Origin of the sequence: Frigoribacterium sp. PhB107, assembly GCF_003751515.1 — a bacterium.
GTDB lineage: Bacteria > Actinomycetota > Actinomycetes > Actinomycetales > Microbacteriaceae > Frigoribacterium.
On record NZ_RJKU01000001.1, the window covers coordinates 1,710,289 to 1,726,335 of the forward strand.

Annotated in this window: 12 protein-coding genes; 5 read left to right on the forward strand and 7 right to left on the reverse strand. The window is 74.7% G+C overall.

Annotated features, from left to right (window positions below):
- Positions 1-7 precede the first annotated feature (7 nt).
- Positions 8-772 carry a 1-acyl-sn-glycerol-3-phosphate acyltransferase gene (locus EDF18_RS07855; protein WP_123547121.1) on the reverse strand — a complete coding sequence of 255 codons (765 nt, stop codon included), beginning with the start codon at positions 770-772 and terminating at the stop codon, positions 8-10.
- Between the two features lie 246 nt (positions 773-1,018).
- Between EDF18_RS07855 and EDF18_RS07860 the strand changes: the two genes are divergently transcribed.
- Positions 1,019-1,636 (forward strand): hypothetical protein, encoded by a 618-nt coding sequence (locus tag EDF18_RS07860; RefSeq protein WP_123547122.1) that lies wholly within the window; start codon positions 1,019-1,021, stop codon positions 1,634-1,636.
- Positions 1,637-1,785: 149 nt separating this feature from the next.
- On the opposite strand, the gene recQ is transcribed toward EDF18_RS07860, so the two are convergent.
- The 3 genes from recQ to EDF18_RS07875 all read right to left on the reverse strand — a co-directional run bounded on the left by recQ (position 1,786) and on the right by EDF18_RS07875 (position 7,346).
- On the reverse strand, positions 1,786-3,969 hold the full coding sequence (gene recQ / locus EDF18_RS07865; RefSeq protein ID WP_123547123.1) for a DNA helicase RecQ: 2,184 nt from the start codon (positions 3,967-3,969) through the stop codon (positions 1,786-1,788).
- Between the two features lie 31 nt (positions 3,970-4,000).
- On the reverse strand, positions 4,001-4,954 hold the full coding sequence (locus tag EDF18_RS07870) for a CPBP family intramembrane glutamic endopeptidase (RefSeq protein ID WP_123547124.1): 954 nt from the start codon (positions 4,952-4,954) through the stop codon (positions 4,001-4,003).
- Between the two features lie 94 nt (positions 4,955-5,048).
- Complete coding sequence (locus tag EDF18_RS07875; RefSeq protein ID WP_158614651.1) at positions 5,049-7,346, reverse strand: bifunctional UDP-sugar hydrolase/5'-nucleotidase; 2,298 nt, start codon at positions 7,344-7,346, stop codon at positions 5,049-5,051.
- A gap of 210 nt (positions 7,347-7,556) precedes the next feature.
- Between EDF18_RS07875 and EDF18_RS07880 the strand changes: the two genes are divergently transcribed.
- Positions 7,557-8,495, forward strand: coding sequence for an EamA family transporter (locus EDF18_RS07880; protein ID WP_123547126.1), 939 nt, complete (start codon positions 7,557-7,559; stop codon positions 8,493-8,495).
- 59 nt (positions 8,496-8,554) lie between these two features.
- On the opposite strand, the gene EDF18_RS07885 is transcribed toward EDF18_RS07880, so the two are convergent.
- Positions 8,555-9,004, reverse strand: coding sequence for a GNAT family acetyltransferase (locus EDF18_RS07885; protein ID WP_123547373.1), 450 nt, complete (start codon positions 9,002-9,004; stop codon positions 8,555-8,557).
- Between the two features lie 82 nt (positions 9,005-9,086).
- Between EDF18_RS07885 and EDF18_RS07890 the strand changes: the two genes are divergently transcribed.
- From EDF18_RS07890 to EDF18_RS07900, 3 genes are all read left to right on the forward strand, one after another.
- A complete protein-coding gene (locus tag EDF18_RS07890) occupies positions 9,087-10,064 on the forward strand; it encodes a shikimate dehydrogenase (RefSeq protein WP_233569028.1) in 978 nt (325 codons plus the stop codon).
- A gap of 1 nt (position 10,065) precedes the next feature.
- Complete coding sequence (aroD, locus tag EDF18_RS07895) at positions 10,066-10,860, forward strand: type I 3-dehydroquinate dehydratase (RefSeq protein WP_123547127.1); 795 nt, start codon at positions 10,066-10,068, stop codon at positions 10,858-10,860.
- A 300-nt stretch (positions 10,861-11,160) separates the two neighbouring features.
- Positions 11,161-11,421 carry a DUF6458 family protein gene (locus EDF18_RS07900; protein ID WP_123547128.1) on the forward strand — a complete coding sequence of 87 codons (261 nt, stop codon included), beginning with the start codon at positions 11,161-11,163 and terminating at the stop codon, positions 11,419-11,421.
- 101 nt (positions 11,422-11,522) lie between these two features.
- On the opposite strand, the gene EDF18_RS07905 is transcribed toward EDF18_RS07900, so the two are convergent.
- A complete protein-coding gene (locus EDF18_RS07905; protein ID WP_123547129.1) occupies positions 11,523-14,807 on the reverse strand; it encodes an AAA family ATPase in 3,285 nt (1,094 codons plus the stop codon).
- Complete coding sequence (locus EDF18_RS07910) at positions 14,804-16,039, reverse strand: exonuclease SbcCD subunit D (RefSeq protein WP_123547130.1); 1,236 nt, start codon at positions 16,037-16,039, stop codon at positions 14,804-14,806. The genes EDF18_RS07905 and EDF18_RS07910 overlap by 4 nt, the downstream gene beginning before the upstream one ends.
- Positions 16,040-16,047: the final 8 nt, after the last annotated feature.

The following is a 16,047-nucleotide window of genomic DNA, read 5'->3' on the forward strand; positions in this document are numbered from 1 at the left end:
GTCCGGGTCAGTCGACGGCGTCCGACCCGAGGGGGTCGCGCCGGATCGCGCGACGGACCCGCTCGACGACCGACGGGGTCGGCGGCTCGTTGTAGGCGCCGGCCTCCTCCTGGCCGCTCAGGCGCTGGATCGCGGCCATCACCTCGTCCGTCGCGTGCCGCCTGGCGCGACCCGACCTGGCGTCGCCGTGGTGCGACAGGTCGATCGGCTCGCCGAACTCGACGGTGAAGCGACGGAGGCGCGGCACGGTCGTGCCGACCGGCTGCAGTTCCTGGGTGCCCGTCAGCGCGACGGGGACGACGGGCGCACCGCTCGTGAGCGCCAGCCACGCGACCCCTGTCCGGCCCTTGTACAGGCGACCGTCGAGCGAGCGGGTGCCCTCGGGGTAGATCGCGAAGGCGTGGCCCTCGGTGAGCCGGCCCAGGCCGAGGTCGAGCGCCTGCTGGGCGGCGGCGCCCGCTCCCCGCTCGACGCCGATGGCGCCGATGCCCGAGAAGAACGAACGACTGAGCCTGCCCTTGAGGCCCGTGCCCGTGAAGTAGGCGTTCTTGGCGAGGAACGAGACCTCGCGCGGGGCCATGAGCGTGATCACGACGCTGTCCATGAACGAGAGGTGGTTGCTCGCGAGGATGACGGCGCCGCGGCGCGGGACGTTGCGCCGCCCGACGACCCTCGGGCGCCAGAGCAGCCGGACGAGGGGCACGAGCACGACGCGGCTGAGGAAGGTGAGCACGGCACCACTGTGGCGCAGACGGCATGCCTCGCGGGGCATGCGAGGCACCGTTCGCCTCGCGTCGAGCCTGCCGCCGGGCCTGACCGCGGCCCGTCGCCGGGTCGGTCGCGGCAGCGGCACACCCTTCGCAGAAGCGAGTTCCGCTCACCCTTTGGCCGCCTCCTCGTGTGGGGCGGGTGGCGGAAGACGTCGTCCGCCTCGCCCGCTGTCGCCCGGTGCGGGGACAACGGGTGTCCCCCTCAGGGAGGATTGCGGCCCGTCCGAGCCCCTCCCTATGCTCGCCGCGTGGGGACTGGACGAGGTACAGGAGCGCAGCGGGGGCTGACGCTCGACGACGGACGACGGACGCAGGGCGACCTCGTCGAGGGGCCGCTCGACGGCCTGCTGCCGCTGCCCGCGGGTCGCGTGAAGCGGGCCGCCTGGCTGCTCGCCCCCATCTGGCACGTCGGCTTCGCCGTGCTCTCCGTGCTCGGCGCGCTCCACGCCGGCCACGTCGGCACCGTGGCCCCGCTCGCCGCGACGGTGCTCTACGCGACCGCCGGGGCGCTCTTCGCCGCGGTGGCGGCGACGCTCGTCGCCCTCCGGGTGCACGGCACCCGAGGAGGAGCGGTGCCGCTGGTCCCGGTGCGCGCGGCCTACCTGACCACGCCCCTGGCGAGCGCGATGCTGCTCTCGGCCGCGTACGTGACCCGACTGGGCGGCGGGCCCTTCCTCGGCGGGTTCGGCGCGATGATCGCCCTCACCGTCGCGCTCGTGATGCTCGCCCAGCGGACGACGGAGCTGCGACTCGGGTCGGCCGGGCCCGTCTCGGAGCGACGGACGCCGACGGCGCCGGTCGCGGTCGTGCCTGCGCCCGTGGTGCGTCCGGGCGTCCCATCCGAGCAGGCTGCCCCGCGCCGCTGATCTGCCGCCACGACTCCTCCGCCCCGACGCGGCCGTCCACGCGAGAGCCTGGTGCCTCATACGACGCGAAAGGGACGAGGTGACGCGGGACCCCGCGTCGCTTCGTCCCGTTCGCGTCAGCCAGGCCCGGTATTCGGCTGGGCGGCGCGTCAGTAGTTGTCGTCGGGCGGGGCCGACTCGTCGTACGGGTCCCAGGGCGGCTCGTCGTCGAACGGGAACGGCTCCGAGTCGGCCACCGGGGCCGCGCTCGACGTCGACGTCGGGCGAGAACTGCGGGCGGCGGCGGGACGGCTGCGGGAACTCGTCTCCGCCCGGAACGACGGGGTCGAGCCAGAGGCCGAGGTCGAGGTCGAGGTCGAGCCTGACATGGCGCCCGAGCCGGCCGCGCCGGTGCCGGCACCGGACTCCGCCGCCCGGGCCGCCGCCTCCTCGGGCGCGACCCCCGAGACGACGTCGAGCACCTGCTGCCCGTAGGTGTCGAGCTTCTTCTGGCCGACGCCGCTGATGCCCGCCAGCTCGCCCATCGAGCCCGGACGGCTCGACGCGATGCCGCGCAGCGTCACGTCGCCGAAGACGACGTAGGCCGGCACGCCCTGCGCCTTGGCGATGCCCGCACGCCACTGGCGCAGGGTCTCGAAGAGCGGGACGTCGGCGGAGTCGAGGTCGGCCGCGCCCGAGCCGCCGCGCGAGCCACGCGTCGAGCCGCTGCCCGACGAGCCGCGGGCTCCGCGGACGCGGGGAGCCTTCTCCGGCTCCTTGCGCAGGCGGACCTGCTTCGCCCCCGAGAGCACCTCGGCGGCCGCGTCGGTGATGAGCAGGGTGCCGTAGCCGTCGGGCGAGACCGCGAGCACCGACTGGGCCAGCAGCTGGCGGACCACTCCGCGCCACTCGATCTCGGTGAGCTCGGTGCCGATGCCGAACGTCGAGAGCTGCTCGTGGCGGTTCTGGGTGATGCGCGGCGTCGTGCGGCCGAGCAGGATGTCGATGATCTGCCCCGCGCCGAACTGCTGGTTCCGCTCGCGCTTGAGGCGCACGATCGTCGACAGCAGCTTCTGCGACGGGACGGTGCCGTCGAGGGCCTGCGGCGGGTTCAGGCAGGTGTCGCAGTTGTGGCACGGCGTGCTCGCCTGGCCGAAGTAGCCGAGCAGCTGCACGCGACGGCACTCGACGGTCTCGCAGAGAGCGAGCATCGCGTCGAGGTGGGCACCGAGCTTGCGACGATGCTCGGCGTCCCCCTCGGACTGGTCGATCATGCGGCGCTGCTGCATGACGTCCTGCAGGCCGTAGGCGAGCCACGCGGTCGACGGCAGGCCGTCGCGCCCCGCGCGACCGGTCTCTTGGTAGTAGCCCTCGACCGACTTGGGCAGGTCGAGGTGCGCGACGAACCTCACGTCGGGCTTGTCGATGCCCATGCCGAAGGCGATGGTCGCGACCATCACGATGCCGTCTTCTCGGAGGAACCGCGACTGGTTGCGTGCTCTCGTGCCGGCGTCGAGGCCCGCGTGGTACGGCAGGGCGGCGATGCCCTGCTTGACGAGGAACTCGGCCGTGCCCTCGACGGACTTGCGCGACAGGCAGTAGACGATGCCCGCGTCGCCCTCGTGCTCGGCACGGATGAACCGGAGCAGCTGCTGCTGCGGGCCGTCCTTCGCCTCGATGCGGTACTGGATGTTGGGACGGTCGAAGTCGGCGACGAAGTGCGCGGCGTCGTCGAGCTCGAGCCGACGCGAGATCTCGCGGTGCGTCGTCTCGGTCGCTGTCGCGGTGAGGGCGATGCGCGGCACGTCGGGCCAGCGCTCGTGCAGCACCGACAGCTCGAGGTAGTCGGGGCGGAAGTCGTGCCCCCACTGCGCGACGCAGTGCGCCTCGTCGATGGCGAACAGGGACACCCGGCCACGGTCGAGCAGCGACTTGGTCGAGTCGAGCTTCAGCCGTTCGGGAGCGAGGTAGAGCATGTCGAGCTCGCCGGAGACGAAGGCCTGCTCGACGGCTCGCCGCTGGTCGGGATCCTGTGTCGAGTTCAGGAACGACGCCCGCACGCCGACCGCCTCGAGGGCGTCGACCTGGTCTTGCATCAACGCGATGAGGGGCGAGACGACGACGCCCGTGCCCGGCCGGACGATCGCCGGCACCTGGTAGCAGAGCGACTTGCCGCCACCGGTGGGCATCAGCACGAGGGCGTCGCCGCCGCCGACCACCTGGTCGATGATCGCCGCCTGGTCGCCGCGGAACGCGTCGTAGCCGAAGACACGCTGCAGCACCTCGAGAGGAGCCCCGGCGGGGCCCGACGAGGAGGGCGCGGCGGTGGCGGTGGGTGCGGCGGGGTCGGTCACGCGACGAGTCTAGGAGGCTGCGCCGACAGCGTCAGCCGACCTGCGCCTCCTCGTGGACGGTGCCGTCGGCGGGCGAGTCCGGGGAGGACCGACGCTCACCCGACCTGTGGAAGGCACGGGTCACGAGCCACGCCCAGACCGGCGTGCAGACGACCGTGACGGCGAGCCCCAGCGGGCTGCCGTCGCTCGCCTCGGTGCCCGCGAAGGGTGCCAGCAGCAGGAACAGGACGGTGTTGTTGAGCACGTGGCCGACGATCGCGGCCTCGAGCCCGCCCGTGCGCCAGGTCAGCCACGCCGCCGCGACCCCGAACACGGCGACGTCGAGCATGCCCCAGGGGTTGTACGCGTGCGACAGCGCGAACGCAGCCGTCGGCAGCACGATCGCGACCGCGGGCCACACGATCCACGACCCGAGCGCCTGCATGGCGAAGCCGCGGAAGGCGAACTCCTCGGCCGAGGCCTGCAGCGGGACGAGCAGCAGGATCACCAGTGCCGACCAGACGATCGTGGCCGGCGGCGTCGTCACGGGCCCCGTGCCGATCGCCTGGCCCGTCAGCGGGGGCAGCACGAGGTAGCTGAGGCCGACCGTCAGCGTCATGAGCACGAGGGCGGCAGGCAGCGTGCGGGCCATCCAGCGCCAGCGGAGGCGGCCGGTGACGCTCGACAGCTGGCCGAGTCGTCCGAGGCCGGCGAGCTTCGTCGCGAGCAGGGCGGCGGGCAGCAGCGTCGCGATGGACGCGAGCGTCGTCAGCAGGACGAGCGGCTGGGAGGCGTCGAGCGGGTCGTCCTGGACGCCCTGCGCCACCGTCGAGGTGAGTTCCTGGCCGCCGACCGCGCGGAGGACCGCGAAGATCGCCAGCACGACCGCGTTCGCGAGCACCCAGTAGAGGACGGCGCCGATCACGGCCGCGAGCAGCGGCCGCCACCAGCGGTACGTCGGCAGTGCACGGAACAGCCGGTGGTACTCGACGGAGGCGGTGGTCACGCCCCCGAGGTTAACGCCGACGGCCCGGCCGCACCTGTGGAGGTGCGACCGGGCCGCCGGGTCGTGCGGGGTGGTGCCGTGTCGTGCCGGTGGGTCAGTCGGTGGTCTCGGCGAGCAGCTCGCGACGGCGACGGAGGCGCGTGGCCGTGAGCACGCCGGCTCCGGCGAGCATCAGGGCGAGCGCCGCCAGGAGGGCCGTCGTGGCCGCGTCCGAGCCGGTGAAGGCGAGGTCGCCCGCGGCTGCGGGGCGCGGGGTCGAGCCCGTGCCCGACCCGGTGCCGGTGCCGGCACCCGTGCCGGGCGCAGCGCCTGCGCCTGTGCCCGGGGTGCCGGGCGTGCCCGGGTCACCGTCGCCGGGGGTCGGGTCGACGACGACCGGGGCCGCCGCGGCGGCGAACACCACCGGCACGTCGACCGCGGTGCCCGTCCCGGCGACCGTGACGCGCAGCGAGCGCGTGACCGGACCGGCCGTGGGGGCGGTGATGCCCTCGGGGACGGCGAAGGTCAGCGTGGCGCGGCCCTGCTCGTCGAACGTGTCGACGACGCTGGCGTCGATCACGCTCGAGTCGAGCACGACGCCGTCGAGGCTGACCGACACGTCGCCGGCAACGGTGGCGTCCTGCGCGCTGAAGAGGAGCGACGAGAGCGCGATCGTGACCTCGTCACCGGCGGCGAAGCCGGCCGCGGGCGCAGGAGTCGTGGTGACGCCCACGGCGCGCTGGGCGAGGTCGGGCGAGACGACCGGGTTGGCCGTGAAGTAGTCGACCTGGCTCTGCAGGTCGATCTTGCCGCTGTCGGCCTTCGCCGAGGCGCCGTTCAGCGCGGTGAAGTTGTCGCCGCCGGACGCGAGGAACGAGTTGACCGTCACCTTGTAGCTCGCGGCCTCGTCGAGGACGACGCCGTTCAGCGTGATCGTGCCGACGCGCGAGCCGGCGGCCGCGGTCGGGTCGTAGGTGTAGGCCAGCCCCTTCGAGACGCCGAGCTTGAGGAACGGGCGGCTGGAGCCGGCCGGCTGCCACTGCTGCTCGAGGGTCGCGCGGATCTGCGCCCCGGTCAGGGTGGACACCACGAGCGTGTTGGCGAAGGGCTGCACGGCCGCCGCCTCCTGGTACGTGACGACGCCGTCGGCGTCGCCCTCGGTGCCGCTCGACGCGTACGTCAGGTCGGCTCGGAGACCGCCGGGGTTCATGAACGCGATCTGCGACTGCTGGTCCTGCGTGGCGGCGAGCTGGGCGTCGGCGACGAGGTTGCCGAGCGTCGACTCCCCGCCGCGGTTCTCCGAGCCGTTGGTCTGGACCGCACGACGCAGGTCGCCCGTGATGGTGCCGACGGGCTTGCGCCCCTCGACGCGCGCGACCTCGACGGCGTCGGACACGATCTTCGCGACGTCGGTGTCAGGCGCGGCGGTGGAGGTGAAGAGCGGCACGAGCGAGCTCGTGACGATGTTCTCGCCGGTCACGTCGTCGTGCTGGATCGACAGGTGGCTCAGGTTCGCGCCGTAGCTGCCGGTCTGCACGACCGGGCGGGCCTTGGTGCCGCCGGTCGGGACGATCCCGGTGAAGTTGTAGGTGGCGTGCGTGTGCGCCGACAGGATGGCGTCGACCTTCGGCGTCACGTTCAGGGCGATGTCCGCGAAGTCCGAGTCGCCCGTGGCGTCGGCCTGGTCAGCCGAGGCATTGCCCTCGTGCACGAGGAGCACGATGACATCGGCCTCGCCGTTCTCCCCCTCGTCGACGCCGTCGGTCAGCTCTGCCGCCGCGTCGTTGACCGAGTCGGTGATGTCGCGGAACTCCAGGCCCTCGATGCCCGCCGGGCTCACGAGCTCGGGCATCAGCTCGGTGATCGCCCCGATGAAGCCGACCCTGACCCCGTCCACGTCCTGCACGGAGTAGGGGTCGTAGGCGCGCTCGCCGGTCGCCGTCTCGTAGATGTTCGCGTTCACGTAGGGGAACTCGCTGTTCTCCTGGACACGACCGTTGAAGTCCTCCTGGCCCTTGTCGAACTCGTGGTTGCCCGGGGTGCTGACGTCGAGGCCCATGGCGTTGAGGGCGTCGAGGGTCGGCTCGTCGTCCTGGATGAACGAGGTGAACGTGGACGCACCGATGTTGTCGCCGGACGACACGAAGAGCGCGTTCGGGTTGGCGGCACGGAACTGGTTCACCGTCCCGGCCATGGCGGCGGCGCCGGCGACCGGGTCGGTGCCGCGCTCGAGGCGGCCGTGGAAGTCGTTGATCCCGAGGACGTCGATCGTCTTCGTCTCGGCCTGGGCGGCAGGGGCGGCGACGAGGACGCCGAGGCCCATCGTGGTGACGGCGACGAGCGAGAGGGCGGCGCGGCGACGTCGCCGGCCCCCGTTCTCGAGCTGGGGTGTGGCGGCGGGGCGGGGGCGCATGACGAGTGTGTCTCCTGGTGGGCTGTGGGGTGGGGGCCGGATCGGCCTCGACGGCCTGCCCCCCGGTCGAGGGACGGCCCCCACGACCATAAGATCCAGCTGGGAGTCCGACAAGGCCTCCCGCAGCTTCGTCATCCGTTGTTAACGCGACGGCCGTCTCGTGAGACGACAGCTGTCGTCCTGGCTCGCCCCGCACCTCCTGGAGTCGCCGTGATCGCCGCCGTCCTCGGCCTGCTGGCCGCCGCCTCCTACGGCTCGGCCGACTTCCTCGGCGGGCTCGCCGCCCGCCGGATCGCCCCGCTGCGCGTCACGGCGATCGCCGCCGCGAGCGGGCTGGTGCTGCTCGCGCTGCTGCTGCTCGTCGTGCCCGGCACGGCCTCGACGGCCGCCGTCGGCTGGGGCCTGCTCAGCGGCGTCGCGGGCGCCGTCGCCCTCGCCCTGCTCTACGCCTGCCTCGCCCTCGGGCCGATGAGCATCCTCTCGCCCCTCACGGCGGTGGTCTCGGCGATCGTGCCGGTGGGGGTCGGGCTGGCGCAGGGCTCCCGGCTGGGAGGCGCGGGCTGGGCCGGCATCGCGCTCGCCCTCGTCGCCGTCGTGCTGGTCGGCTTCGTGCCCGATCCGTCCGCTCCGCGACCGAGCGCGCGCGGGCTGCTGATGGCCCTGGGCGCCGGTGCGGGGATCGGGCTGGTGCTCGTGTTCCTCGACCGGACGCCGGACGACTCCGGGCTCGTGCCGCTCGTCGCCAACCGGTCGGCGAACCTCGTACTGACGGGCGGGGCGGTGCTGGTGCTGCTGCTGGTCGCGCGGGCGCGGGCGCGCACCCGGGCCGAGGAGCCGGGGCGTGCTCCGCTGCGGCAGCAGGACGCAGGAGGTGCGGCGCCGGTCGACGGGGCCGCCCCGCGCCTCCTGCCCCTGCGTCGCGCCCTGGGGCTGGCCCTCGCCTGCGGCGTCGCCGACAGCGGGGCGAACGTGCTGATCCTCGTGGGGCTGCGGGTCGGCGACCTCACCGTGATGAGCGTGCTGACGGCGCTCTACTCGGCGGCGACGGTGGTGCTCGCGGCCCTCGTGCTGCGCGAGCGGCTGACCCGGGCGCAGGTCGGCGGGCTCGTGCTGGCCCTCGGCGCGGCGGTGCTGCTGGCGCTGGACTGAGCAGCGCCGCGCTGAGCTGCCGTGCGGGCTGGTGGCGGCCCGGCGGGCTGGCCGGCGGCTCAGTCCTCGATGAGGCGCTTGCCGTAGACGACGACGTCGGACTGCTCGTAGCCGAGGCTGCCCCAGGTCGCCTCGGCGGTGTCGTTGCCGGAGCGCACCATCAGCTGCACCTTCGGGCAGCCGGCCTCGAGCAGCAGCCGCTCGGCCTCGGCGACGATCTGGCGGGCGCGCCCGCCGCCGCGGTGCCCGGGCGCGACCGCGACGTAGTAGAGCCAGCCGCGGTGGCCCTCGTGACCGGCCATGGCGGTCGCGACCAGCACCTCCTCGGGGCTGCCGGTGTCGTCGGCCGGCTCGACGAGCTCGGTGCCCACGAGGAAGAGCTCGGGCTGCACCGCGAGCTTGCGCTCGATGTCGCGGTGCGGGTCGTTCCAGGGGCGCGTGAGGCCGCACTCGTGCCAGAGGGCGACGACGGCCTCGGTGTCGGCGGGAGCGAAGGGACGGATCTGCATCCGACGATGCTGGCACGGACGGGAGGAGGGACGGCCCAGGGGGCCCGGGCATACTGTGTCGCGTCCGTCCGCCGTCAGAGAGGTGCCCGATTTGTCCGCTGCTCCCCGCCGCCTGGCCGTGCTCGGCTCGCCGATCGCCCACTCCCTGTCGCCCGCCCTCCACCGGGCGGCCTACGCGGAGCTCGGGCTCGACTGGCACTACGACCGCGCGGAGGTCGCCTCGGGTGGGCTCGAGCAGTTCCTGGCCGAGACCGTCGACGGCACCGGCACCGGCACCGGCACCGGCACCGGCGACACCGGCGACCGACCCTGGCGCGGGCTGAGCCTCACGATGCCGCTCAAGCGCGAGGTCCTCCCGCTGCTCGACACGGTCTCGCCGCTCGCCCGATCGCTCGGCGTCGCGAACACGGTCGTCATCGACGACGACGGACGTCGCCACGGCCACAACACCGACGTCGACGGCATCGTCCGCACCGTCGAGGCGCACCACGACACGCGCCCCGAGAGCGCGACGATCCTCGGGGGCGGGGCCACCGCCTCCTCGGCGATGTGGGCCGCGTGGCAGCTCGGGGCCCGCTCGTTCTCGGTGCACCTGCGGAACCCCATGCGTGCCGGCGAGCTGACCTCGCTGGCCAGCGAGCTGGGCGGCGACATCAGCATCGCGCCCCTGACCGAGCTCGGCACGCTGGCCCCGCTCGACTTCGTCATCAGCACCCTACCCGGGGGCGTCGCCGACGACCTCCCGCTGCGCCCGCGGAGCCAGTCGTCGATCCTGTTCGACGTCGCCTACGAGCCGTGGCCGACCCGCGTCGCGTCGACCTGGTCGGCCGACGGCGGCATCGCGTTCAGCGGGCTCGACATGCTCGTCGAGCAGGCGGTGTCGCAGGTGCGCCTCTTCACGGGACGGGCGCAGGAGGAGCGGCTCGACGACGAGGACCGCGTGCGGGCCGTCATGCGCGCCGCCGTCGGCCTGCCGGAGAGACGTGCGACCGCGGCCGGCGGTGTGGGCGCTGCGGCCCCGGTCGCCACCGCCGCCATGACGACCTCACCGGTGGCCTGACGTGCGCCCGACGCCCCGGCCCGCGAACCTGCGGTCGCTCGTGCTCGGCGACGGCCGGCCCGCGGTGTGCGTGCCCCTCGTCGCCCGGACCGCCTCGGCGCTCGGCGAGGCTGCCGGCCAGCTGACCCGCGCCTCCTACGACCTCGTCGAGCTGCGGGTCGACCACCTCACGGCCGTCGACGACGCCGAGAAGGTCCGCGAGGCGGTCGCGGCGGTCCGGGCCGCGCTGCCCGACGACGTCCCCGTGCTGTTCACGTTCCGCACGAAGCAGGAGGGCGGCGACCGCGACATCACGCCCGAGGAGTACGGCGACCTGCTCACCCGAACGATCCGCGACGGGGGCGTCGACGCGGTCGACGTCGAGATGTTCACGCAGCCCGAGATCCGGGAGGCGGTGGTCGAGACCGCGCACCACGCCGGCGTCGTCGTCGTCATGTCGTCGCACGACTTCGCGGGCACGCCGCCGCGGGCCGAGATCCTCTCGCGCCTGCTGCAGCAGCAGGAGCACGGCGCCGACGTCGTGAAGCTCGCCGCGATGCCCGCGAGCCCGGCCGACGTGCTCACCCTGCTCGCGGCGACGGACGACTTCCGCTCGGGCCCCGGCCTCGTGCCGGCGGTCACCATGTCGATGGGCCCGCTGGGCGCGGCGTCCCGGCTCGTCGGCGAGACCTTCGGGTCGTGCCTCACGTTCGCCGCGGCGACGGCGGACGGGGCGAGTGCCCCGGGGCAGCTCGACGCGGCGGGCGTGCGGGCGGCGCTGGAGCTGCTGCACGGGGCGTCGACGCCCGAGTCGTGACGGGCGCGTCGTGCGGGGCGCGTCGTGCGGGGCGCGAGCCGAGGGCTCCGACGGACCCGGCCCTGTGTCCCACACCGGGAAACACGAGCGACGGACGTCGCTGAACAGGGACTCCACGGCCGGGTACCCGCCGAAGTGAGTCGAGGATAGCGCGCAGGAGGGGCCCGGCGGGAGGACTTGCGCGACGGCCGTCGTCGCGGTAGCGCAGGGCGCGCCCGAAGAAGGGGTGACGCAGGAGGCGCGGCGTCGGTACCGTGGTCCACCGCGGTGGACACTCCCCCGCTCGACGAAGGAGACACCATGAGCATCGGCGGCGGAATCGCCTTGATCGTGATCGGCGCGATCCTCGCGTACGCCCTGGACTTCCAGGTCGCGGGCATCGACATCATGCTGATCGGCTACATCCTCATCGCGGCGGGCGTCCTCGTGACGATCCTCGGAATCGTGTTCGCGACGCGTCGTCGCCGCACCGTGACCGAGGCGCGCACGGCCGTCGACCCGGCCAGCGGCGAGCAGGTCACGCGTCGCTCGACGCAGGACGGCGGCGGTCCGGTCGTCTGACCGGCTCTGCCGACACGCACCCTCCTGACGGGCGGGTTCGTCCCGGGCGGGCGCTCACGAGCGCCCGGTCGCGACGGACCCGCCCGTCCGCGTGCGCAGACCTACGAGCCGACGGTCGTGCGCAGCACCGACGAGCCGTCCGGCTGCCGTCGCACCTCGATGCGGTCGGCGATGCGCTGCTTGAGCTCGTCGACATGGCTGACGATGCCGATGACGCGACCCGTGTCGGACAGGCGCCCGAGCTCGGTCATCACCGCGTCGAGGGTCTCGGGGTCGAGCGAGCCGAAGCCCTCGTCGACGAAGAGGGTGCCGAGCTCGAGCCCGCCGGCCTCGGCCTGCACGACGTCTGCGAGCCCGAGTGCCAGGCTGAGCGACGCGTAGAAGGTCTCGCCGCCCGAGAAGCTCGCGGGGTCGCGAGTCGTGTCGGTCGCGTGGTCGCGGATCGCGAGGGCGAGCCCCACCCGACGCGATCGTGACCGCTGCTCGCGCTCGTCCGACGCCTCCAGCGCGTACCGGCCGCTCGACATCACGCTGAGGCGGGCGTTGGCCGCGACCACCACGTCGTCGAAGCGCCGCAGCAGCACGTAGGTGCCGAGGGTCACGCCCTTGACGTTGACGGAGCCGGTCGCGCTGGCGAGGTCGGCCATCCTCACGACGGCCCGGGCCTCGTCGGCGACCTCGGCCCCGGCCCGCTGCGCACGTCGGAGGTCGTCGAGGGCCGCCGCCGACGCGGTCGCCCGTGCGCCACGCCGGGTCGCGAGCTCGGCTGCCCCGGCGAGGGCGGCCTCGGCCGCGGCCAGCGCCTCGACGGCGGAGTCGACGTCGACCTGCTCGTCGCCGGACAGGCCGGCGACCTCGGGCTCGGCCAGCCCGGAGGCGACGACGGCGAGGTCGGCCTCGTGCCGTCCGACCCGGGCGCGCAGCTCGTCACGCTCGTGCGTCGGCAGCACGGCACGCGCCGCGGCGGCCGCGGCGTCGAAGCCCGACTCGGCGAGGGCCGCGGCCAGCTCGGCCTCGCGCTGGGCTCGCGCGTCGACGGCGGTCCCGTGGGCGTCGACGGCGCGCAGGAGGCGCTCGGCGGCCTCGGCACGGGTCCGACGCTCGGCGACGATGCCGACGACGGACTCGCCTGCCCCCGCCAGCGCGGCCGCGACCACGGCCGCGTCGTCGTCGAGTCGCCGCTGCTCGCCGACGAGACGCTCGGCCAGGGTCGCGTGCTCGGTCAGGACCACGGCGAGAGCCGACCGGCGGCGCTCGGTGTCGGCGTCGAACGCGACGAGCGCGCGCTCGGCCGCCGCGAGGAGCTGCTCGGCGGCCACCGCCTCGGCCACGAGGAGCCGGGCGGCGTCGACGACCGCACGGGCAGCGTCGGCCTTGAGGTCGCCGAGGGCGGCACGGGCGTCGTCGCGTCGGGCCTCGGCGGCGGAGGCGAGCTCGGCGACGCGGCGCTGTGCGTCCTGCGCCGTTCGCGCGCGCGCGGAAGCGCGCTCGACGTCGTCGTCGCTCGGGTGCTCGGGGGTGAGGGAGGCCGGGGCAGGGTGCTCGACGGAGCCGCAGACCGGGCAGGGCTCGCCCGCCGAGAGCGTCGTCGCGAGCTGGCCCGCGAGCCCGGCGATCTGGCGGAGGCGCAGGGCCGACTCGGCCTCGACGGCCGAGACCGCGTCGCGGCTGGCGGACGCGAGCGCCGTCGCGGCCTGCTCCGCGTCCCGCTCGAGGACCGCGACGCGGTCGAGGGCGGCGGCCTGCTGCTCGGCGGTGTCCAGCGCCTGCTCGGCGGCGGGCCGGCCTCCAGCTCGCCGGGCGGCGTCGTCGCGCTCGGCCTCGAGCACCTCGCGGGCCTCGGGCCGACCGGCGAGCTCGGCGTCGGCGGCAGCGCGGGCCTCATCGAGTGCGGACAGTCGCGCCCGGGTCGACTCGACGGCGGCTCGGCGGGCCGGCAGCGCCGCCTCGACCTTGGCCGTCTCGGCGAGCACGGCCAGCTCGGACCGGAGCCGGTCGCGCTCAGCCACCAGCTCGGCCGCGTCGGGGTCGGGGGCGGGGCCGGGGCCGGCATCGGCATCAGCGGCGGCTTCGGGAGGAACGGCGGCACCAGCGTCGGCGGCGCCGGCAGCGGCGACCCCGGCTGCGGAGGCCGCGCGCGCAGCACGGGCGAGCTCGTCCGCGGTCGTGCGGACCGCCTCCTCGGCTCGGGCTGCACCTCGGGCTGCTCCCGTGACGAGGTCGGACCGGGCAGCAGCGTCGAGGCTGTCGCGCGCCTCGCGGACGGCCGGCTCGGCGGCCTCGAGCTGGGCGGCGCGGACGAGCAGCGCGACCCGACGGTCGAGGGCCTCACGGAGCCGACGTCGCGCGTCGAGGGTCGACCTCAGCTCGTCGCGACGGGCTGCCCGCAGATCACGGAGCGACTGCGCCGTGGCGGCCGCCGCCGCGAGATCGGCGACGACCGCGTCGGGATCGGAGTCGGGCCCGGCGTCCAGTCGCGCGGCGAGGTCACGGACGACGACGACCGCGGCGGCGTCGGCGTCGGCGCCGGCGCCGGCGTCGGCGGCGGCGTCGGCGGCGGCGTCGGCGCCGACACCGGTCTCGGCCTCGGCCTCGGAGGGCTCCCGGCGGCCCAGGGCCGCGTCACCGTCGAGCGCGAAGCCACTGGCCGCGGGCTCGTCGCCAGCGCCCGTGCCGACGCCCGTGCCCCCGAGCTCGTCCTCGCTGCCGACGCCGGCGGCCTCGCGCAGGCGCGCCCAGCCGAGCTCGACGGCGTGGTCGGCAGCGGCCACCTCGGTGTTCGCCGAGCGTCGGGCCTCGACGAGCTGCGCCGTCGTCGCCTCGTAGATCTCGGTGCCGAAGAGCGACTGGAGCATCGTGCGACGCTCTTCTCCCGTCGAGCGGAGGAACGCCGCGAACTCGCCCTGCGGCAGCACGACGGTCTGCACGAACTGCTGGCGCGTCAGGCCGAGGATGCGTCCGATCTCGCCGCCCACCTCCTGCGTGCTGGTCGAGACCGGCTCGCCGCCGGTCGCGTCGGGAGACGTCAGGCGGACGAGGCTCGCCGTGGCGTTCGCCGGGGTCGTGCCCGTACCGGTCTTCTTCGGCCGCCGCCAGGCCGGGGTGCGCCGCACCCGGTGGATGCCCGCGGCGGTCTCGAAGACGAGCTCGACGAACGGCTCGACCTCGGGGGCGGCGTGGTGGCTGCGCAGCCGGTCGCGGCTCGCGCCCTCGCCGGCCAGCGACCCGTACAGCGCGAAGACGATCGCGTCGATCACCGTCGACTTGCCCGCGCCCGTCGGGCCCTCGAGCAGGAACGTGCCGGACGCGCCCAGCTCGGCGAAGTCGACCGTGTGCTCGCCCGCGTACGGCCCGATGGCGCGGAGGGTGAGGCGGTGCAGGTTCACGCGGACTCCTCGGCGTTGCGGGCGGTCTCGTAGGCGTGCCGCACGGCCGCGAGCTCGGCGTCGGTCGCGACGCCGCCCGATGCGAAAGCGACGAAGTCGGCGGCGACCTCGAGCGGGTCGGTCTCGGCGGTCACGAGGCGGAGCGCGGGGGCGTCGACGGCGCCGACCGGCTCGTGCAGCACCACGAGTGCGTGCGGGAAGTGCGCCTTGACCCGGCTGTACAGGCGCTCGGGATGGACCGGGTCGGTCACGTGAACGCGCAGCCACGCGTCGCGCAGCTCGTCGTGGCGACCGTCGAGCAGGTGCTCGAGCGTGTCGGTCACCTCGGCGAGGCGACGCGGGACGGGAGCCGGGACGAGCTCGACCGTCGCGCCTCCCCCGCCGTCGAGGTCGACGAGGGCCGTCGACTTGACGTGCCCGAGCTCGCCGAACGAGAAGGCCACGGGCGAGCCCGAGTACCGGATCACGGGCCGCTCGCCGCGGGATGCACCGATGCGCTGGGCGCCGTGCAGGTGCCCGAGCGCGACGTAGTCGACGCCGTCGAGCACGGCCGAGGGCACCGAGTCGACCCCGCCGACCCGGATGTCGCGCTCGCTCTCGCTGGCCTCGCCCCCGCTGACGAAGGCGTGCGCGACGACGACCGAGCGGGCGCCGGGGCGCAAGGCGAGGTCGGCGCGCACCCTGTCCATCGCGGCCGCGACGACGGCCTCGTGCGATCTCGGCAACGGCGGGCGCTCGGCGGCGGGGCCGGGGCTGAGCCCCGCATCGGCACTGAGGCTCGCATCCTCACCGGCGCCCGCACCGACACCCGGCGCCAACATGTGCCGGACCGTGTCCGGATCCAGGTACGGCAGCCCGTAGAAGGCGACGGGCCCGTGCTCGTCGTCGACCACGACGGGCTGGTCGAGGGCCTCGACCGAGGCGAGCACGTGCAGCCCCGGCCGCATCAGCTCGGCCGCGAAGCCGAGCCGCACGGCGCTGTCGTGGTTGCCCGGGGTCACGATCACGACCGCGTGCTCGCTCAGGCGCCGCAGGGCCGAGCCGAGGAGGCGGACGCTCGGCACCGAGGGGACGGCCCGGTCGTACACGTCGCCCGCCACCACGACGACGTCGACGTCGCGCTCGGCCACGAGCGAGACGAGGTGGTCGACGAACGCGGCCTGGTGCTCGAGCAGGTCGACCCCGTGCAGGGTGCGCCCGAGGTGCCAGTCGCTGGTGTGCAGGATGCGCACGGTCGCCC

Excerpts from the sequence above, each read along its gene's own strand:
- EDF18_RS07855 (WP_123547121.1), bottom strand. The coding sequence starts at position 772 with ATGCCCCGCGAGGCATGCCGTCTGCGCCACAGTGGTGCCGTGCTCACC.
- EDF18_RS07875 (WP_158614651.1), bottom strand. The coding sequence starts at position 7,346 with ATGCGCCCCCGCCCCGCCGCCACACCCCAGCTCGAGAACGGGGGCCGG.
- EDF18_RS07885 (WP_123547373.1), bottom strand. The coding sequence starts at position 9,004 with ATGCAGATCCGTCCCTTCGCTCCCGCCGACACCGAGGCCGTCGTCGCC.
- EDF18_RS07900 (WP_123547128.1), top strand. The coding sequence starts at position 11,161 with ATGAGCATCGGCGGCGGAATCGCCTTGATCGTGATCGGCGCGATCCTC.